Consider the following 19,758-nt stretch of genomic DNA (forward strand, 5'->3'; position numbering starts at 1 on the left):
GTCTTTAGTATCGCTTCGTTGCAGGCCTCTTATAGATGCCCCATAGTGCAACTGCTTCGCCCAGTTCTTTATGTTCTTTAGCCGCTTCCTCGAGCGGAATATCAGACATGACAGCATCAATTGCTTGCCGAAGCGCTTTGACTCCCGCCGCAGACCCGGAGGGATGGCCATGCACCGCCCCCCCCCCCCCCACCATGACATCCAGACCGTAACTCTCAATGACAGTGGGTACTAAGCCTGGTACGGCCGAGGAAAGAATGAATATGCGTTCTATGCCCGGTATAGGCGCCTGCAGAATGTGCTTGCTTCGAATTGTTGGGGCAAAGGCTCCACCCTCTCCCCACTTTCCCCAGGTACCACCTGATAGAGCCACATCCGCACCAGCGAACCTAGCGAGCTTGTTCCACACCATAGGGCTTATGCCAGTGTAGCCTGACATACCACAAGGATGGAACAGCAGTGGCACATTGATATTGGGATCTTCGGCAACAGCTCTGAGCATCTCGATGCCAGAGATGAAGTTGACCATCAATGCATTGGCGCCATGCTCAACTGCCCATTTGGCTTTCTCAAGTTGCTTGCGAACCGTATCTGTCGTGCTAATAAAATAGAGCACTTTCTTGCCCGTTTCCTCTTCGGCTCGCTTCAGAGCAGCCATGACCTCCATAAGCCGCTCCCTGAAACTACAGTTGTAGGTTTCACTAATCATTTCGTCGTCTTTGATAGTGTCTACACCGGCCACAGCAACCTCATAACAAAGATTGCCAATTTGTTTAGGCGTCAGTCCGACTTTTGGTTTGATCATGCAGTTTACAAGAGGGCGTTGGGGGACTTCAAGCAATTTGCGTATCCCAGAAACCCCGAACTTCGGGCCAGGAAGTTGCTTGACGAAGGCGGCAGGCAGGTCTATATCTAATAGTTTAATTTCCCCTGGCATGCCCAAGATATTCCCGCCAATCCCAGTCAGCATAGCAGCAGTGCTACCTAAATACCCTGTGGGCCCGCGCATGGGAAATGCCAGCCGTACGACAGCAGCCTGCCAACCCTCGTGTTGGCTTTCAACGGGATAATAGCCAACAACCCGGGCGCTGAGCGCCTCTCTCACTTGCGGCGTCTCGCCCGGAAAGTCAATCCATCCCCCCGTCGAGGCTTCGAGTGCCATATAACCCACAACCTCTAAGTGCTCGTACGCTTCCTGTTCAAAATAATAGGTAGCTATTATATAATCTTCTGGAGTGATACCCTCCATGGTGTTTTCAAAGATATTCGGGTCATATAGCGTTTTCATTAAGGTAGTTTCCTCCTTTCTGCTCACAGCAACTCGAGAAGGAAAAGGTGTGCGGAATTCCGTTCTTATTCTCCTTTCCCCAAGGCTTTTTCGAGCTCCATGACCAAAGCCCGGCGCTCTGTCGTCGACAGGACCCTCTCAAGAAAGTGCGTGCACCCTAAAAGTGTAGACAATTTCTGCAACCAGGTTACTTGCATATCCGGGTCATTCAAGGCAAATAAGAATACGAGCCGGACCGGAAGTTCATTTTCGGGATTACCCATCTCTCGGAACGCGACGGGCTCTTTGAGAGTAGCGACTGCAAGTGCAGACCGCTTACAGTACTTCGCATCCTCATGGGGTATAGCCACCGGAATGGCACTAGGCAAACCTGTAGGGAACTTACACTCTCTTTCTAACACGGCCTCAACAAATCCGTCAGTAACATAGCCTTTTTTCACTAAACTTCCCGCCATTTTCCCAATCACTTCCTCCCTGTTTCTGGCCTCAAGATCAATAAAGACCAAGTCCTCCTCAATCATCACTTCACGTCCATCAGGCATCATTCACCTTCGGTCCAAAAGAGTTAATTAGGACTTCCAGGAAAAAAACGTAATCACAATCGCTGCGATGTTTTTTCCCACTTACAGGTTGGTAGTCGCTCAGAATTTATCAATACCGTCTGCTAGTTCTGAGTAAATGAAAGACAAGTTATTCTATACTAAAGGATACCACAAAAACGCCAGTCGGTTAAGCCTAAATCTACTGTTTTTGCGCGCAAGGGGTTGTTACAAAACTATACTAATTCCGGCAAACTCAGTGCGCCCACCGTGGACGGTGGGCGCACCTTGAGCGGCTTGGTAGCCCCTCTGTCTGCCACGCTATACCGCACCCGGGTGTGCCAATCGAGCGGCATGGTTTACGCGCCGTCGCAATCCAAACGCCCTTTGTGTAAACCATGGACTTGCTGGCGTTGCGTAAGGCAGTGGAGTGGTACCGTAGCCACGGATACGCACCATAAAGACGCGGATCAGGCTCGCGGAGGCATCCGCCATCACAACTTCCTGGCATAGAACAGGGCAATGTCCCCGCTGGGGTAATAATCGTCGTTGAACCCGCAGAAGGTGAAGCCGTGCTTCTGGTAGAACTGGATGGCTGGGTCGTTTTTAGTCTGCGCCTCGGCAGTTACCATCCGCAGCCGCTGGCCTGAGGCCCACTCCAGCGCCCGATTGAGCAGCGTGGAACCAATCCCCCGCCGCCGCCAGGCTTTATCCACCACCAAGTGATGGATCCACGCTGTCTTGTTCCATCCAATAGTCATCAGAGTGATGAAGCCGCGCACCGCCTGGCGGTCTGTGGCCACCAGGAAGCACTCTCGGCGGCGGAAATCTCCCAGAAGATCGCTGGAATCTCGAGGGTAGGCCACATCCATCGGCCAGGGTAGCCGGACGCGGACGAACGTGATCTCCAACTGTCCCTCCACCTCGCCCAAGCGCATCTGCCAGACGTGTTCGGTCTCACCAGAAGCATCGAGAGAGGCACAGTCTTCCAGATCCTTCAACACAGCGTTGCGGATAAACAGTTCGGAATTCATAGCGCCTATACCCCTTCCCACCAGGCGCGCTGACTCAGCACGACCCTCAGATCGTCTCCTTGACGAACCCGATAGGCGGGGAGCCCATTCTGCGCAAGGACGGCGAGAAGCGGCTCTGTGCCCACTGGTCCACCGAAACTCTCGGGATCGATCACAACGGCCACCCCGCGGATGTCTCGCCGGCTGAGATCTCGCAAGACCTCGACCCACTCCACTTCAGCGGAGGGCGTAATGGCCACGACAGAGGTATTTCGTCCCAGCATAGCCCCTTCTGCTGACAAGATAGTAGCCAGTGGGATGGTACCTTGGGCGCGAGTAACGGCTAACATCTCCAGGATCTTGCTCAACTGCCGCTCCCCTCGGTCGGCAGGGAGCACTTGGCGCTGTTGCGCATAGGCCACCAGCCCTACTGCCCGGTTCTCTGAGAGGAAGTGTTTGGCAAGGGACGCCGCAATGGTGACGGTATATTCTTCGGTGGTAGGGTCCATCAGCGAAGTCGGTTTCTTCGCCAGCAGCGCGGGTTCGGGTACCTCGATCTCTTCGGTGACCAAGCCGAAGTGCACGCGGCTCTGCATATCTACGAAGAGCCACACATCTGCAGTGGGGTCTAGTTCGAACTCTTTGACGATGAGGCGTCCGGTGCGTGCTGTGGAGGGCCAGTGAATGCGGTGGAAACTATCCCCGGGGTAGTAATCGCGCACACCGGCGACATTGGTAGTCACATAGTGGGTGCGGCGACGCATCGTCCCGCCCCCGGGCAAATCGCCGATTGGTATGGCAAAGCGGGGCAAGTCTACCGTCGCGGGGTAAACGACGATGGTAGAAGTGTCGCTCAGTTCGCGCCGCCGCTCAAACAGGCCAAAGGGATCGCCGCTGATGATGGTGAGGGGCCCGAGGATGAAGCGGCCCCGTCGCCGGCAAAAGGTCCTCACTGTCCAGCCGCGTCGCTGCCGCGAGCCCAGAGAAGCGATGACCCGGCTGGTGTGATGATGGGGCAAGGTGGAGTGGTCGCGTACCTCCAGCCAGAGTTTGGGCAGAAAGGTGGCATTGTGCACCACGAAGCGCTCTTCCACCACTCCGCCCACCTGCGTGTGCTCTGCGTGGGTCTGGCGAATGATCTCCACGCCGTTCACATTGACCCAAGTCCAGAAGTACGAGAGCACAAAAAGGATGATGAACAGATAAGAGATACTAAACCAGATGCGCTGGCCAACCGGCGACATGCTCGACCGGGCGGCGAGGCCCAGGAGCAACGCCAGCCCCAGTATAGCCAGCGCGACCCAACTCCTTCTCACCGCGATTTCACCCTATTCTGCAGGGCGGAGGCTTTACCCTGATGGATACGGCCCGACGGTCGGGGTGGGTTGAGGGCCGGGGTATGGTCCTTCCGTGGGCGGTGGAAGTGGGGTTTGTGGGGTTTCGGGTGTGGCAGTCATAATGCGAATTGGGCCTGTGGGCGGCGGGGGCACTGTATCCGTCGCCAGGACAACGGGCGTGTGAGTAGCCTGCGGTTCTGGGGTCACGCGCTCGATCCTGCAACCCGCTGCGATGATCAGGATCAAGCCGAGCGCCAAGGCCGCTAAGAGCAAACGCCTGGGGTGGGCGTGGTCTCGGTGCGCCATGATGAAATGTCCTCCTTCGGTTCAGGTAACAGCGCCCTGAGGCTGGCGCTGTGCGGTTTACAGGTTCAAGTATAACACGCCCGACCTCAAATGCCAAAAAACGCAGCGTTCATGTTAGCGCAACGAATCGCGGGCCTTATGTCTCGTCTGCACCTTCTGGAAAAACTTCCCTCACGCTCTCCGATTTGCGGGCGAAGACCAAGTAGCCGGTGTGGGCCACCATCCGATCGACAGGGCGCAGGCGGGTGGGGACAGGCTTGTACGAACGCAGCAGGATCTCGCAGACCTCGATATCCATAAACTCCTTGCGCCCCAATACATCTATCAGTTCGCTCACCTGATTGGCTGTGGGCACGATGGCACCGAAGAAACCGCCGTCCGAGAGCGCCTCGCGGGCCTGATCCAGGTAGAGCCAGGGTGTGCGCACATCCAAAAACACAGCGTCCGCATCGCGCTCGTCGAAGCCGGTGGCGATGTCGCGCTGTTTGATCTCCACCACGTCTGCCAGCCCCACATTGGCCAGGTTCTTGGCCGCCAGACGGCACATGTCCTCGCGGGACTCGTAGGTATAAACCCGCCCGTCGGGGCGCACGGCATGGGCCAGCACCATAGTCAGCGCGCCGCTACCCGTCCCACCCTCCACAACGCGGCTGCCAGGTCCCACGTTCAGTTTCAACAGGATGTAGCCCGCCTCTTTGGGATAGACGATCTGCGAGGCGCGCTTGATGTCCATCACCAGGTCGTGGATGGAGGGCCGCAGGGCCACGTAGGGGTAGCCCAAGTGAGTCTGGCGCACCTGGCCCAGGGGCGCGCCGATCAGGTCGTCGTGGGCGATGATGCCGCGGTGGGTGTGGAGCAATTGCCCTCGCTCCAGCCGGACGATGAAACGCTTGCCGTCTTTGGCTAGGATCAGGAGAAGATCGCTTTCGCGGGCCAGGGCCATGGTGTTCTCCACAGGGCTGACACTACAGTGCCAGCCAGTCCTCCAAATGGAAATGGGGTGCGAACGGGTTCACGAAAAGTATAAGCCGAAATCATGGAATTGCAATAACCGGCCAGAGCTCACCTCCCACTGAGAGAGAAAGAAAGGGTGAGAACCAAAGAACTTTCCTCCCCTCCCTGGCACGTCCAGACTTCGCTTGCGCCGGAGGTCTGGTAGGCAGTGATCTGGAGGGTCAGCCCTGTGCGGGTGCCACACCAGGAGCGCGCGTTATAGGTGTACATGCCGGGAGCCAGGTTCCAGTAATGCGTGCCGGGACTGAAACTGCGCGCCCCCAGGCCGATGATCTCCAATGTCAGCACACCACCCGTCTCGTTGTTAATCTGCCAGGTGCCGCGGTTGGGCGGGAGCGACTTCAGGTCGCTCCAGGGGCTGGTGCAGCCATGACCCGTTGCCCGCACGCGGTAGAAATAGGTGGCCAGAGGATTGCGCCCTGCGAGAGCGACACTGGTGGCCGGCCCCGAGTACACCTGCGCCGGGCTAGTAAAGGGCACGTGGTCGTCCTCTTCGAGGGTATAGGTCTCGGCGTTCAGGTCGGCGCTCCACGAGACAGTGTAGTTGCCATCTCCCTCGGGGTCGCTGATCTCGTTCAGGGTCGGCTTGGCCGGACAGCCGGGCACGTACACTGAGCGAATGTTGCTCCAGGCACTGTTGCCGTAGGCGTTCTCGGCCCGGACGCGGTAGTAATAAGTAACTCCCAGCGGGCGGTCCGTCAACTCGACGCTGGTATCGGGGCCGTTGTAAACAACGTGGGGCGAGGAGAAGGCACTGTTATCGTCCTCTTGGAGGTGGTATGAGGTGGCCCATGCCGCAGTTGTCCAGGAGACGGTGTAGCGGTTGTCGCCGTCGGCGTTATCAATGGGGTTCAACATAGGCGTGGCAGGCAGGGGCGGATAATACTTCAGGACGATGGGCATGTACAGGTTGCCGTACCAGTTAGGCAGCGTCGGCGTAGGTGTTATGGTAGGGGCCGAGCGGATCAGGATGGCGTTCACCATAGCCTGGCCGATGACAGGCGGAAAGTCAATGTTCAACTGCCCGTCGCTCACCGTTGCCAGCAACTGGCGAGCGTAGGCGGTCTTGTTCCCAGCCAGGGCGAAGATGTCCATGTAACGCAGGATGGTCTGACCCTCCACGCGCACATCAAACACGCGCTGGTGCATCTCGGTGATGGTCAATTCGGCGAAGCGCAGTTCGATCAGATAGTTGCCGTTGGGCAGATCAAAGGCATAGCCCGACATCCCGACGCGTTGGGTCTGATAGAGGGGGTCTTCCTCGGTCAGGGTGATGGGTTCGGTAGTGGAGACTGACCCGCCACCGATAAAACCCCAACTGCCGGGTGCATAGGGTTGATCGGCCAGCCAGGTGAGGCCATTGGGAGCAGTGTAGGCCGGGCCACCGCAGTTATAGGCCCGTTCGTCGCCAGTCGGAGGTAGTGGGGGTGTCACTGTAGGAGTGGGCGTCGGCGTGACCAAAGTGAACGGCGCACCCAGATAGAGCCGCCCCCTGCCGAACACGTTATCCTTGCCCGGTGCGCCCAGGTCTTTGGCATTGTCCTCCAAGCACTGGCGGACGTAAGTCATGGGGCGGGTTGGGTTAGCGCCCCTCACCAGCGCCGCTGCGCCCGCCACATGCGGGCAGGCCGCAGAAGTGCCGACGAAGCCGTTGTACCCATAGCGGTTGGTGGAGACGCCACTGTAGGCGGCAATGTCCGGCTTGATCAGGCCACTTCGGGTGGGCCCACGGGAACTGAAGGGCTCGCTGGTGGCCGGATTGGAGACAGGCACTGCCCCGACGGTGAAGGAAGCAGGTGCATCAGCGGGCACGATCAGGCTGCTTCGCGCGGTGACGTGTTCCAGAATCCGGCCCGTGGGGTTGAACAAGAACAGGTCGAAGTTGGGATTACGAGAACTATGCACTCTCCACACCGCCACGTGATAACGGCCCGACGCTGGGGCAGTGATGGTGATCTCTTCCCAAGGCTGGTGGCCGGGGTCGCCGTTCTGGCTATTGGTGGATGAGGCCACGAGCACTCGCTCCCCACTGCCAGTTTGTCGGTAGAGGTATAGGTCATAGTCATTCCCTGCCCCGCCCCAAGGATCATCCCAGCGCAAGAAAAGGTATATAGGCTCGCCGACGGAGGCGTCGAACTCGTTGGTCTCATCGCCCATGGCCCAGTTCAGCCAACCGTTGCCCTCGGGGTCGCTCCAGATCAGGTCGTAGTGGCGCTGCGCATAGTTGCCGGCGGAGTTCACCCATAGTATGCCCGCATTGGTGGCTCGGGCAACTGCGTCGCAGATGAGACCAGTGCCATCGCCAGATCCACCGCGGGGTAGGCCGGCGGAATGGGAAATGATGCTCACTCCCTGGGCGATGAGCCAGTCCACGGCGTTCAAGAAGAAAACGTCGGAGTCATAGTTCACCAGATAGAGCGACGCCTGGGGGGCCATATCGTGGACGATCTCGGCGCAGGCAGTGCCGTGGTCCTCACCGCCGCCACCGATATCACCGCTGGAAGTGAAGGAGCGAACGGTTACGGTAGGTGGGAGTTCAGTGCCCAACAAGCCCTGGTAGCCGGTGAAACCCACGTCGAGAACGGCGATTTTCACCCCGCTGCCTTTGTGGCCGGCAGTATGCCAGGCGTTGGCATTGGAGAGGGCCACGCCCTCGCTGGTGATGGCGTTGACCACCGGGCGCGCTGGGGGGCGGACGTACTGCACACCCGGCAGATCTGCCAGTTCGGCGAGTGCTGATAGGGGAACGGACATTTGTACTAGATTGTCGTATGTGGCCTGAACGGTTGCGCCGAGGGGAGCCTTTGCGGTGATGGCATCCATCGCGTCGAGGTCAGTTTCCACAACCACCTCGACCGTAGCATCTCGCAACACTAAACCCGACTGGGCGGCGAGGGCTCTTGCGCCAGGCAAGCCCTGGCGGGAGTAAGCATCAGCCAGGGCTACCAGGGACGACGCCAGGCGAGGGTGTTTGGCAGGCGAGACAGGGGGTGGTGGAAGAGGATGCCCAGATGGAAGTGGCGAGGCAGCGGAGAGGGTCGCTGCCACGGTAAGTGCCAACGCCAAGGATAACGCAATGCGGCTGAACACAGACAGACGCACGGGCTTCCCTCCAGGGGTGTTCAATGGGGATTTTAGCACAGGGAACGGGGGCTGTCAACGAATTGGGTAATGGAGAAAAGGTAGGCTGTCGCGGTATTCCACGGTTTGTCAGCCGCCTTCGCCCAATCGCAAACCTGGCCACAGTTTCACGACCTTCGCCAAGCCATTATCGGGAAATACAGCCGGTATGGTCTACCCCAACGAGCGATCATCCCTGTTGTGATGTCCAAATACTGGCGGGCGTAATTCTCGCTGGGCTCGATGTGGGTGTTGCTCCGGAAATCGTTCCACGAGTTGATCACCAGCCAATCTGCTGCGCTGGCAAGCGCTGCCTCGTAGCACAGCGTGTAAGTAGCGCCATTCAGCCGAGGCCGATATTGGCCCGGGTAACCAATGCGCCGCTGGTCACTGCCCGGAGACAGGGTCGCCACCCACAGACGTGCAGGCCTCCTCGGCGCCACAGCCGAATTGGCCCGTACTCCCACCATCCATCGCTGATTTGCCGACGGCAGCGTATGATAAAGATAGACCGCCTCTTGCATAAGTCCATCGAAGGCAGTCAATATATCTGGGTTGGTGCTATCGGCGATATAGAGTGCTCCGCGGCCTTCGGTCCACAACTGCTCGAAGATATAATCCCATAAGGCAGGCGAGACCTTGTCCGCTGCACTGACCCATACTACCGGTAACCCGCCCAGGCGATAATAGGCAGGGTGGCCACCGTAGTTATCGAGTAGATAGCGCAAGTCGCTGGTCACACCAGCAATGTTGACCTGGCCCGAAGCGTTAGATTGACCCGCCAGCGATACACTCACGTAGAACCCCTGTCGTTCGGCTTCGGTTAGGAGGAGGGGCAAAACGGAATCGGCTCCATTTCCTGGGGACCAATTGGCCAACACGAAACCGTCTAGGAACGCCGCTTTGGCCTGAGCCACGTGTCGGGCAATAGCATCAGGGTCGCTGGAGATATAGCGTGACGCGGGGCGATCAACGTAGATCTCGCTGTCCCAATCGGCGAGGCGCTGATAATCCGCGTGATAGGTGGCCCAGGTCAGGCGAGGCACATCGCGCCGTGCTTCATCCAGGGATACTGGCCCAGAAGCCAATAGCAACTCGCCTGCAACTTCCAGAATTCGTGGAGTGGTATTCGATACCTCTATCTCACCCACGAGGACAGGTTGGTCTCCGTTGTAGTTGAACACTGCCACGCGGGTGGTTCCGCCGTTACCCTGCTCTATCTGCCACTCCACGGTGCCGGTGATGCTTACATTGCTGAACACGGCATCTACCACTGCTGTCTGCTCTGGGTTGGCGGTAGTCCGTGCATTAGGCCCGCTTTGGTAGAGGATATGGCCGGAGGTTGTGGCCCCTGACCCGTTCACAGACACCAAGTACACCGCCAGGATCTTCGCCCCCTGTACCAGCGTGACTGAGGCCCAGGTGGAGGTGCTGTGTACTTCCACTCGCGTGCGCACCACGCCTTCAGGGAACTGCGGCCCGGGGGGAACTGGATCAGCGCGACCCCTTGTGGCGCGAAGGTCGTCCAAATCGGCCTGCACGGGTCCGCCGATCACCAAGTCGGCACTGTTCACGGTGAAGGTGGTGCTGGAAGCAGTGTGGATAGTGGCAACACAATTTTCCTGAGGTCCGTTGCCATTGGCGATGCAGGCGGTGACGTCGCCGCCAGACGATTGCTCGACGGCGAAGGTAACGGTCGTGCCGGCAAAGGACTGAATGAGCATCAGAGCGCGGACGGAAGCCGTTACCGTTTCCATTGTGCCATTACTGGCAAGGGCTAAGCCAACGCCACTGCTCTCATCCACGAGCACGTCGGCGTCACCGCTCCAGTTGAGCACAATGACGGCAGCCACCGTTGCGCCGGATTGGAGACGAAGCCAAGCAGATGACGTGCCGGTGGCAGTCAGGTCAAGCAAGGAGAAGTAATAGAAATCTGCCTCAGCATGAATAGGCTCTGCACTTGCAACGGTGCAACGAGTTCCAGCGGGGCTTAGGCAGGGGGCAAACCATAGCAGAGACAGGGCTATGGCCAGGGCGAGCGCGAATTTGAGAGTGCTTAAACGACAGCGTGTGGACATTTCACTCCCCAGGCTATGCCCTCACGTAGAGGTGAGGTACAAATTTATTATAGCACAGTTACAAAAAAGATACAAATCGTCTACATCATGCACCTGAGTGGAACTTCCTTGCTCTGTACTGCCTCGGTATTCCATCGGCAAATCACCAAAAGATGGGAAACCAGCGAGGACATTTGACATCCCCGCCCTCATGGGGTACAATGGATAATGTGGAAGACCAAGCGAGGAGATAGAGCAGTCAAGGGGTGAAGGTATGAACCTGAAAACGGGCAAAAGACTTGCCAACGTGAGTTGGCTCTCCATAGATCAGAAAAGAAAACTTGCCGAAATCTCCATCACCACGGTTCCGGAATTCATCGCCCTGGCGCATTTCGACTCCCGCAATCTGGCGCGTTATCTGGGCATCAAAACCCGCGAGTTACGAACCTTGAAGAAGGAGGCTACCGCCGAGATCCCAGAGTCGCAACTCAGCCGCATCCTAAAAGCGCCGAAGGAGGAGTTTGTCACCGGCGCGCTGCCGCCTACCAAAGCAGACCGTTAGTCCAACACAACCGTCCCAGAAAGGAGCATTGAGCGTGGTCAAAGAGATCGGAACCCCATTGAGCCAGACAGACTTGAGTCCAGATCAAATTCGGGCACTAGAGGCGCTTTCCATCACCCGGGTCGAGGAGTTGCTCGGCCTGCCTCCCTATTATCTAAACAAATTAGCACCCTATATCCCAGATTTTGCCAAAGTGAAGAAGTGGGTGAGTGCACAAACCCCTCCGCAGATGGAAGTCGCCGCAGAGACAGGCACCGAAGCCGCAGAGGTGGACCTTGCAGCCGAGGAATATGCGATGGGTGCGCTGCCGCCTCGACGCCAACTGGCTCACATGGAAGCCCAGTTCTTCATCCCGGAGCAGCCGAATGCTGCTCTGGCCGAAGCGCAGGGCGAACGGGCAGTGAATTTGGTAGCCCATTTTCCACCCGTACGGGATCAGGGGCGCCGCGGCACTTGTGTGGCCTACGCGGTGGTCGCGATGCGCGAGTACGCTTACAAACTCAAGAACGGCGAGGAAGTCGCCCTTTCAGAGCAGTTCCTTTACTGGTTGTGCAAGGAGAACGATAACCGCCCGCGGTCCCATGGCACTTTCGCCATGATCGCCGTGCCCATCGCGGTGCGATTCGGAATATGTTTGGCCACCACCTGGCCTTATAACCCTGAACCTATGGAAGACAACGAAGGCCAGGGGCCACCGCCAGAGGGGGCAATGGAAGAGGCCTCGCGATACAAGGTTCGGCAGGGGCTTGTCTTAGACCCGCGTTCGGTGGAGGACATCCAGGAGCGGCTGGAGAACGGTTATCCAGTGGCGGTCAGCATTCCCGCCTACAGGAGTTGGTTGCTGAACCCCGTGGTGCGGCGCACTGGCAACATCCAGATGCCCGTCCCTGGGACGCGGGCCAGTGGTGGTCATGCTGTGCTCATCGTGGGGTTTGGCGCAGACCCGGAATTTGCCGGCGGCGGTTATTTTATCGTGCGCAATAGTTGGGGGACGCGCTGGGGCGTGGAAAGCCCCTTCGGCGTCGGCTATGGGACGCTCCCCTACAACTATATCCGCTACTACGGCTGGGAGGCTTTCAGCTGTAACGACTGAGGAAAGGGCTCTGCTCCTCCTACTCGCGCAGTGCAAGAGATACCGCCAGAAATCGGTAGATGGGCGCTTAGGTTGATGGACCTCTGGTCAAGACCTGCCCAACGACGAATGCCAGCACGAACCAAATAACGATATTCAGCACCAGATTGACCCAATTCACCGTCCAGTCTGCACCTGGGTAGACAACGCGAGTCAACCAGGTGAAAGGCAGGCCGCGGTTCGTCGCCCCTAATAAGTGGCGCACATCGAACAGGCCAGTGAACAGTGTGATCACTGCGCTGATTCCCAAAGCGATGACTGCTTTTCTCAGCATTGCTTACCCTCCGTTTGCTTTTGGGGCTCCACCAACTGGATAAGCCCACGTTGCCCATTTACCATCCAATTTGGATCCTCTTCAAATAATCGGTTCACTCGCTCCGGGGTTAAGTCCAGTATCACTTCCGCTTTCATCGTGCGCAGGGACAGGAAAGGAGCGGGGAAATAGGCCGCCACCTCGGATAGACGCGTGGTGCAGGGCCAATGCCGGTCGCCCACCAGCCGGCGATAGTTGAGATCCCCCTTGAGCACAACGAGATCAGCCTGCCCCAGTTCCTGCCGTAGCGATGGCCACAGCGCAGGATAGCAGAACGGACTGGTCCAGAACCAGTGGTCCAACAAGCACACACGTCCAGCAGCAATGTAATCCTGCACGGCCGCCGTCAGCGCTTGCACTGCAGTGCTCTCCGCCCCGGCCAGGAATTCCAGCGCCTCATACACGTCGGCCACCATCGCATCGGAGATGTAAAACGGCTGTGCCTTCAGGTGGAACGCCACCTCGTGCACTCCCGCGCGGTGTATCAAGGCATCGGCCAGGGCCAGGTCATAGAGTAGCTCCAGACCGGCGTTATCGGCGATAATGTCCACCCGCCGATGTCGGCCACCCGATAGGGTAGCGACAGCACGGGGCGTGTCGTCAATCAGCAAGTTCTGGCGTTCGCGAACGATGTCCGGCACCCCTTTGGCTCGCTCGGCCACAGCCCGGTAACTTAGGTCCGCGCGGTTGCTCCACAGGTTGTAGTGCAGGAGGGCGGTAAGGGCGTCGGCGCGGTCCAGGCTGGCCAACGACTCATAGACTGGTGTGAATTGAGTGATGGCCCCACTGGGTTCGGTGTAATGAGCGCGTTTAATGACCGCGTAAGGATCGAAACCCTGCCAAGGCCCTGGCTGAAAGTACCCCGTGGCCTCCAGAATGCGCCGGTGCAGGTAAGCCTCGGCGAAATACCAAGGCAATTCAAACCAACTTTTGCCCCGATGGGGAGTCCAGGCCCAGTCCCAGAGAGCGCGATCGGGAGCATCTTCTGTGAGCGGGCGGACGGGATGCCGGCCTGTGATCTCCCGTTCAATGGCCAGTATGCGGCGAGCAATGGAGGAGGGGAAGGCATTGTGGGCCACCACGTCGCGGATGAGGCGGGGGATACGCTGGCGCACGGTATCATAGGCAAAGGAACCCAATTCCGCAATCAGGAGAGGCGGTGGAAGTGTGGGGTCATCGGAGCCCACTAAGCAGTTGAGTTCTTCTATAGTGGGGTAGCGCCTGGCATCCTCGAGAACTCTCTGGAGTGACATGGTAGGTGGGATTCTACCATAGGTGAGGGTAGATGTCAATGATTCGCGGTGCCACATAAATGGCCTGCGCCCGTATAGGCGGGGCAGGCCAATCAATTGGGGTGAGCGGAGGGATTCGAACCCTCGATCGCCTGGGCCACAACCAGGAGCCTTAACCGCTCGGCTACGCTCACCATTTCTCAAAAGATATTATAGCGCAAAATGGCAAAGGTGCAAAACGCCCAAAAGCCTTCGTGCGGGCAACGGCGAAGATCACCCATCACCAAGCAAGGCCTGAAACCGCCCAGCATCCTCCCACATAGATACATTGTTGAAGAGAACGTAGGCATCGCCAGCAGCCCGACTCCACTGGGCTAGTTGGGCCAGATCATCGTCGGTATAACGGTAGCGGTACCCTGCACGCCCGTGAAGGCGAAAGTAGGCTGGTCGACCGTGCAAACAGGGACGGACAAAAGGGTCGGTGGCGTGGAGAAGATCCAGTTCCTGGCAGAGGGCGCGCACTATCTCGTCGGACCAGTCGCCGCGCGGCTCCCAGGCCAGAGCAAACCCAGCGCGGTCAATGCGCCGAAAGAAGGCTCGTAGGTCGGCGACGTGTTCGTCGGTGGGGGTGAAGCGGGCGGGACACTGGAAGAGGACCACATCGGCTCGTAGCGCCCGGGCGATCTCCAAGGTGTGCTCCCAAGCGGCGTCCACCTCGGGCGTTGGCCGGAAAAAGCCGTATCGGCTGGCTTGGTCGACTGGTACTTGTACACCAGCCTTGCGATAGGTGGGGCTGGACGGGTCATGGGTGATCAGTTGCCAAGCCTTGATGGTGAAGCGGAAGTCGGATGGCACTTCCTCTCGCCAGCGCTGGGCAGTCGCCGCCTGGGGAGGTTTGTAGAATGTCTGCTGTATTTCTACCAGCCCGAAGCGCTCGACATAGCGAGCCCGTGCCGCAGCCCATCCGCAACAGCCAACCAAGATCATCCATCAACTCCGGTGAAAATTATACCACAGGAGCCACTGATCCCGCAGCCGTAACAACTGACCTTTTATTTCTTCAAACCCTCCAACATCGAGCGGGGCGGGAAAAAGATGGCATCGCGGTCGCAGGTGGCGGCACAAGCGTTGCAACCTACCATGCAGTTGAAGGGTTCGGCGACCACTACCTTATCTTGGGCTTCGTTCCAAGCATATACGCCGAAGGAACAGAACTTCAGGCATTTGCCACAGCCATCGCACTGCTCTTCATGGATGACGGGATACCAAGGGACTTGTTCGCGGGGTATGCCGCGCCAAGGTTTGTATTGAGGAGCGGCTCTCTCGCCCTCCCCTTTCCTGCAGAATGCGTTGTACTCCCGTAGCAATGCCTCGGCGTATTCATTCTCTGCGGCAGCAGGGATGTAGTTGTGCTTTCGAGCCAGGGTAAGCAGTTCGCTTTTGAGATCATCGGTTGGCACACGGCCGGAATCCCGCAGGCTCTTGAAAATGTCGGTTAGCCCGGTCATTCCGACTACCATGTGGCCAACCCGAATTTGCCGATAATCCGATGAGTTTGTCATCTCCGATTTCACTCTAAGTTAATAGTGTATTTTGCCTGGCCTATCATGACGATGGCATCTCCCCAAAGAGTTCGGCCAGTTTATGAAGTGATTGGCGATATTTCTCTGTATACAGCGGTGGGCACTGATTCAGGTGGGCTTGCCCGGCGACCAGTTTCAGAGCAAAGACGAAACAGGTGGGCTGCCCACAGGCCTTGCAATTCTCACCGGGCAGCAAGCGGTACACATCTAAAGCCTTGGGTGGCTCCCGTCGCTCGTAGCGGGGTTCAATCTCTCCTCGCTTCTCCCAGGTGCGGTTCACCATCTCCACTAAGCGGTCCACCACGGCTCGGGCCTCTTCGCGGTCCTCCAGATTGCTGACCGCGATCTGACGCGGCCGGATGGAGACTGCGCGTCCGCCCATACGCCAGGTGAGTATTTGCGCCTTGTGATCGTAGATCGCGCCTTTGAGGGTTGCATTCAAATAGGGCAAGACCTCCGCAATGTCCACAGATAGGTCTGCGAAGGCACTCCATCGCTCACTACCCGGATCACAAGGCGGGGACGTGACTGTTAACTCATAGCCTTCGATCAACATATGAAATACCTCTCAGTTCTTACACAGCGGGCTGCAAGCAGCGACGCTCGACATCAGTCACCCTCCGATCATCTGGATTTCCGGGAACGCCACAGAACGATCATCAGCAAGACCACGATACTCAGCCCGAGAGGCAAAAAGAACCCTTCTGCCAAGGTTGCCGTTTGCCCGATTGTCTCGGTCGGCGCGTGTGAAGGCCCTGGTATTGGGGTGGATGTAAATTCTGCCGTAGGAGGTGCAGTTTTGGTCTGAGTAGGCATTGCTGTTATCACGCCCAGGCTCGGTATCCTGGTTGGCACACTCGTAACCGACATTGTAACCGTGGGAGTAATAGTAGGCGTTTTGGTAGGTGCTGTCGTGGCGGTAGCAGTAGCGGTGTTGGTAGCCGTTACAGTCCAGGTTTCCGGTGGCGTCATCGTCGTCGTGCTCGACGGTGCCTTCGCCGGCGGCAACTTGGTAGCCGTGGGATGCACCGATGTTCTCGTTGGCGACACCGTCTTGGTAGGCGAAGGGACATCGGTCGGCGGTGCTTGGGTGGCCGTAGGAAGAGCCAGCGATGGCGTAGGCGATGCTGCCGTGGTGGGCGAGAGCGTTTCCGTCGGTGGCACCTCGGTAGCAGTGGGAGAGGCAGGTGGTTCCGTTGGCGAGACTAACAGTGTGGGCGAAGGAATCTCGGTGGCTGTTGGCTCGGGTGTGGCAGTCGGCGCGCACGGCGTCGGGATAGCAGTCGGTCACTGTCCCGGTGGTTGTGCTCTCGTCCCCACGGTTCCACCACAATATAGCCCCATTGCACATACTGCCAAGGCTAGGACGCGACATATTTCCAAAACCCCCTTCCGAGGGGTCATTCGCTGCCGTTTTCCGAGTTCCGCTGTCATAGCGCGATTCCTACGAGGCGCTGCCCTTCATCACAACCGGCAGACAAACCACGAAGCGAGGTGGCGCTTCAAACGCCATCGTTGCCTGATAGACTTCCTTCTGTGCTCCCACAGGATCTTGTACGAAGGCGATAGCCTCGACCAAACTACGATCCTCGGCGGATACTGGTTCTGACAAAGCCGAGTACGTGTTGCGCAGTCCCGGCACTAGACTACCGGCAGGAAGGGGGCCAATGACCTGTAGGGCGTAGAAGGGGGTCATAGCCACCTTGCGCTGCGTATATATGGCGAAGAAAACCTGGGCATTTTCGATCGTGGAGGAACACGTAGGTGTAATGATCACAGAAAGGGCCAACTGGTTGCCTTCCCAGGTCCGTGTAGCAGCTATATCCATAGGGCTGGGCCTGCTGAGTTCGGCTTCTATCAGCGGGCGATAGGCCGCGTAATAGTCAGGCTGGTAACCCGTGATGTGACCAGAAAATCCATCCACCATCACGTTAGGCCAGTCAAATGATCCAGCATAGTAGGCCAATCGTGACTGCCCCAACTGGTAATTGAAAGCCAGATCATACTCCAAGATCAACAATTGTTGGCGCGAATATTCCGCTCCCAGACGTTCCACCGCCCGACCCGCGGACGGACTCGGACAGGGCCCTCAAGTAGTGTACCAACAGAAGTGCTCGAACAGCACAGCGCGTGGGCTGTCGGCTTTCACTTCAGAAGCCAAGGCAAACAGAGCCACAAGGATGAGCACTGATATCCAAAACACGACTTGCTTGGGTCTATGTATTTCTATTTCACGCTCGTATTCGTGACTCACGTCACACTCTTTTACTTAAAGCAGACTACTGAAAAGCCAAACGGCCAGTGCAGCAAAGAGGATGGCGGTGAGCAATTTGACGGGGGCCACGTGCTGCTCCAGGAAAGATCCCAATTGCCGCGACGTAGTGCCGTAAAAGGCGAGCAAGAAAACTATCACCAATGGCGCAATAAACATTAAATTATACAGCACCAAGTACAAGACTCCGTAAGCACGTAACTCCGCCACGCCAGCCACAAAGATGATAGTGGGCAAATACACCTGGCCAGTGCAGGCCAACTCCAATAACGAGACGACGACACCCGTTCCCAATGCTCCCCACACAAAACCGCTCAATCGCGATTGGGTGCGGATGGTATGGTGTATCTGCTGGTGAACGCGTTTGGGCAGCCGCAGACGCATTTCTTCCGGGCGGCCGCGCCGAGCCTGGATGAAATCATAGGCGCTGAGTATAGCGAAAGCAGCACATAAGAGTGCCGTCGCCAAGTAGACCAGGCGGGACAGAATGCTCAAGAAGGCCAGCGAGGTGATGAATTTCAATGCTCCCAGACCGACTAGTAGGTAGGTGAGGAACACGCCCAGGGTGAAAGCCGCACCCACCAGTATGATATCGCGCCCTTTGCGTCCGATAAAAGCCAGGTAGGAGATGAAGAAGACGATGGTTGTGAAAGCGCAGGGGTTCACACCGTCCAGCAACCCTGCCCCAATGACGGTGAGCACCCCCAACGATCGGAAGCGCCGGATAATGCTCTCGGTGGAGGCGTTGGGATCGAAATCGCGCCAGATCGGGTCCGCACCTGTGGCCACATAACGTGCCAACAGCGATTCTATCTCTCGAGCATTTACGTCTTGGCCAACTAAGGCATCCTTCCCCACGAAAACAGCCGGCGCAGTCAGCCGCTTCTCTTCGGGAACGGCAGTGGCTTCGCCGAGCCATTCGAGCAGCGCAGCCTCAGCCCGGGCATCGAAGGACACTACCACCAGTTGGGGATATCGAGTTTTCAGAAATCTTAGATCTAGTTCTGCCCGGTCACATTCCTGACAACCCGGCTGGTAGAAATAGGCGAGGTAGATAAGAGGCAACCCTGCGCTTTCGCTGGAACCGCACCACCGACACCCCTCTTCGGGCAGCCGTTCGAAACGCTCCTCGACTCGCGACGGGGTCTCAGTAACCGTCTCTATTTCATCTGGAGTCGGCAATGGGGCACCCCCGGACTCAAGATACTGCGACACCAGGAAAGGCAGCCTCTCTCTGATCTCTGCTTCCCCGATCAGCGCGTGTTTGCCGATGAAAACTTCCGGCATAGAGGGCTTTTTGACGCCGTATGCTTCCTCCAATGCGCGGATCAAGCGGTAGTTCTCCACCGATGTCTCGACATCGTGCTCCATCACTGCCAATCGCGCGCCGTACTGGCTTTGGAGGACGCCGATCACCTCCTCGCGGATAACCGCACACTCCGGACACTTCCTGCTGTAAAAGAAGCGCAGGTGCACAATGGATTCAGGCTGGGCAGTCGGAGTGGCAACTGGGGACGCGGTAGGGTCGGGGAAATCCGTGCCCCCTGCTTCGAAATAGGCAGCGATCACCTGGCCGGCCCGGGCGCGAATATCCTCTTCGCCAAGCAGAACCGTATCGCCCACGAACATCTCAGGGATCGTGGCTATATCCGGGGTCACACCGTAGATGGCTTCCAGCGCCAGCAGTTGCGAATAGACTTCAGGGTCGGAAATCTCCAACAGTTTGATTGCAAGCCGGTCTCCATACTCCATTTGAAGTTGCGGCACAATCTCTTGCAAGACGCGTTGGCAGTGAGGACAGTCTTCAGCGTAGAAAAGAAGCGCCCGCACAACCGGCTCGTCAGCCAATACAGAGTTGCAGAAAACAAGCCCCGCTATCGCGAGAACGATCACACCAGTTGCCACACGATTCATTTGAGGTTCATCTTCCTGTTCCCGTATCTACCGTTTGCCGCTGGAGCCAGGCATACACCAACGAATGGCTTGTCCG

General features: G+C 57.8%; 19 protein-coding genes and 1 tRNA gene. 2 read left to right on the forward strand and 18 right to left on the reverse strand.

What is annotated here, in order from left to right:
• Positions 1 to 4 precede the first annotated feature (4 nt).
• The 8 genes from H5T64_08805 to H5T64_08840 all read right to left on the reverse strand — a co-directional run bounded on the left by H5T64_08805 (position 5) and on the right by H5T64_08840 (position 10,695).
• The gene (locus tag H5T64_08805) at positions 5 to 1,288 is read right to left on the reverse strand and encodes a ribulose 1,5-bisphosphate carboxylase (protein ID MBC7264439.1); all 1,284 of its coding nucleotides are present in this window, start codon (positions 1,286 to 1,288) and stop codon (positions 5 to 7) included.
• A 65-nt stretch (positions 1,289 to 1,353) separates the two neighbouring features.
• On the reverse strand, positions 1,354 to 1,809 hold the full coding sequence (locus H5T64_08810; protein MBC7264440.1) for a PTS sugar transporter subunit IIA: 456 nt from the start codon (positions 1,807 to 1,809) through the stop codon (positions 1,354 to 1,356).
• 512 nt (positions 1,810 to 2,321) lie between these two features.
• A complete protein-coding gene (locus tag H5T64_08815; GenBank protein ID MBC7264441.1) occupies positions 2,322 to 2,861 on the reverse strand; it encodes a GNAT family N-acetyltransferase in 540 nt (179 codons plus the stop codon).
• 5 nt (positions 2,862 to 2,866) lie between these two features.
• On the reverse strand, positions 2,867 to 4,156 hold the full coding sequence (locus H5T64_08820) for a DUF58 domain-containing protein (protein MBC7264442.1): 1,290 nt from the start codon (positions 4,154 to 4,156) through the stop codon (positions 2,867 to 2,869).
• Between the two features lie 33 nt (positions 4,157 to 4,189).
• Positions 4,190 to 4,483: a hypothetical protein gene (locus H5T64_08825; protein MBC7264443.1), complete on the reverse strand. Its 294-nt coding sequence runs from the start codon at positions 4,481 to 4,483 to the stop codon at positions 4,190 to 4,192.
• A 136-nt stretch (positions 4,484 to 4,619) separates the two neighbouring features.
• Positions 4,620 to 5,426 (reverse strand): tRNA (adenine-N1)-methyltransferase, encoded by an 807-nt coding sequence (locus H5T64_08830; protein MBC7264444.1) that lies wholly within the window; start codon positions 5,424 to 5,426, stop codon positions 4,620 to 4,622.
• Between the two features lie 119 nt (positions 5,427 to 5,545).
• Positions 5,546 to 8,599, reverse strand: coding sequence for a S8 family serine peptidase (locus H5T64_08835; GenBank protein ID MBC7264445.1), 3,054 nt, complete (start codon positions 8,597 to 8,599; stop codon positions 5,546 to 5,548).
• Positions 8,600 to 8,745: 146 nt separating this feature from the next.
• Positions 8,746 to 10,695: a hypothetical protein gene (locus H5T64_08840; GenBank protein ID MBC7264446.1), complete on the reverse strand. Its 1,950-nt coding sequence runs from the start codon at positions 10,693 to 10,695 to the stop codon at positions 8,746 to 8,748.
• 253 nt (positions 10,696 to 10,948) lie between these two features.
• Between H5T64_08840 and H5T64_08845 the strand changes: the two genes are divergently transcribed.
• Together H5T64_08845 and H5T64_08850 are read left to right on the forward strand one after the other, a co-directional pair.
• Complete coding sequence (locus tag H5T64_08845) at positions 10,949 to 11,236, forward strand: hypothetical protein (protein MBC7264447.1); 288 nt, start codon at positions 10,949 to 10,951, stop codon at positions 11,234 to 11,236.
• A 34-nt stretch (positions 11,237 to 11,270) separates the two neighbouring features.
• Positions 11,271 to 12,329, forward strand: coding sequence for a C1 family peptidase (locus tag H5T64_08850; protein ID MBC7264448.1), 1,059 nt, complete (start codon positions 11,271 to 11,273; stop codon positions 12,327 to 12,329).
• A 67-nt stretch (positions 12,330 to 12,396) separates the two neighbouring features.
• Here H5T64_08850 and H5T64_08855 read toward each other — a convergent pair whose 3' ends face one another.
• The 10 genes from H5T64_08855 to H5T64_08900 form a co-directional block, all read right to left on the reverse strand.
• Positions 12,397 to 12,642, reverse strand: coding sequence for a hypothetical protein (locus H5T64_08855; protein MBC7264449.1), 246 nt, complete (start codon positions 12,640 to 12,642; stop codon positions 12,397 to 12,399).
• Complete coding sequence (locus tag H5T64_08860) at positions 12,636 to 13,991, reverse strand: protein-glutamate O-methyltransferase family protein (GenBank protein MBC7264450.1); 1,356 nt, start codon at positions 13,989 to 13,991, stop codon at positions 12,636 to 12,638. The genes H5T64_08855 and H5T64_08860 overlap by 7 nt, the downstream gene beginning before the upstream one ends.
• Before the next feature lie 40 nt (positions 13,992 to 14,031).
• Positions 14,032 to 14,107: transfer RNA gene (locus tag H5T64_08865), tRNA-His, on the reverse strand.
• A 79-nt stretch (positions 14,108 to 14,186) separates the two neighbouring features.
• The gene (locus H5T64_08870; GenBank protein ID MBC7264451.1) at positions 14,187 to 14,900 is read right to left on the reverse strand and encodes a DUF72 domain-containing protein; all 714 of its coding nucleotides are present in this window, start codon (positions 14,898 to 14,900) and stop codon (positions 14,187 to 14,189) included.
• Between the two features lie 65 nt (positions 14,901 to 14,965).
• A complete protein-coding gene (locus H5T64_08875) occupies positions 14,966 to 15,475 on the reverse strand; it encodes a hypothetical protein (GenBank protein ID MBC7264452.1) in 510 nt (169 codons plus the stop codon).
• A gap of 43 nt (positions 15,476 to 15,518) precedes the next feature.
• Positions 15,519 to 16,052 (reverse strand): Fe-S cluster protein, encoded by a 534-nt coding sequence (locus H5T64_08880; protein ID MBC7264453.1) that lies wholly within the window; start codon positions 16,050 to 16,052, stop codon positions 15,519 to 15,521.
• A 57-nt stretch (positions 16,053 to 16,109) separates the two neighbouring features.
• Positions 16,110 to 16,871: a hypothetical protein gene (locus tag H5T64_08885; protein ID MBC7264454.1), complete on the reverse strand. Its 762-nt coding sequence runs from the start codon at positions 16,869 to 16,871 to the stop codon at positions 16,110 to 16,112.
• Positions 16,872 to 16,940: 69 nt separating this feature from the next.
• Positions 16,941 to 17,552, reverse strand: coding sequence for a hypothetical protein (locus H5T64_08890; protein MBC7264455.1), 612 nt, complete (start codon positions 17,550 to 17,552; stop codon positions 16,941 to 16,943).
• 33 nt (positions 17,553 to 17,585) lie between these two features.
• Positions 17,586 to 17,750 (reverse strand): hypothetical protein, encoded by a 165-nt coding sequence (locus tag H5T64_08895; protein MBC7264456.1) that lies wholly within the window; start codon positions 17,748 to 17,750, stop codon positions 17,586 to 17,588.
• A 15-nt stretch (positions 17,751 to 17,765) separates the two neighbouring features.
• Positions 17,766 to 19,682 carry a hypothetical protein gene (locus H5T64_08900; GenBank protein ID MBC7264457.1) on the reverse strand — a complete coding sequence of 639 codons (1,917 nt, stop codon included), beginning with the start codon at positions 19,680 to 19,682 and terminating at the stop codon, positions 17,766 to 17,768.
• Positions 19,683 to 19,758 lie beyond the last annotated feature (76 nt).

This window comes from Chloroflexota bacterium (assembly GCA_014360825.1).
Taxonomy (GTDB): domain Bacteria; phylum Chloroflexota; class Anaerolineae; order UBA2200; family JACIWT01; genus JACIWT01.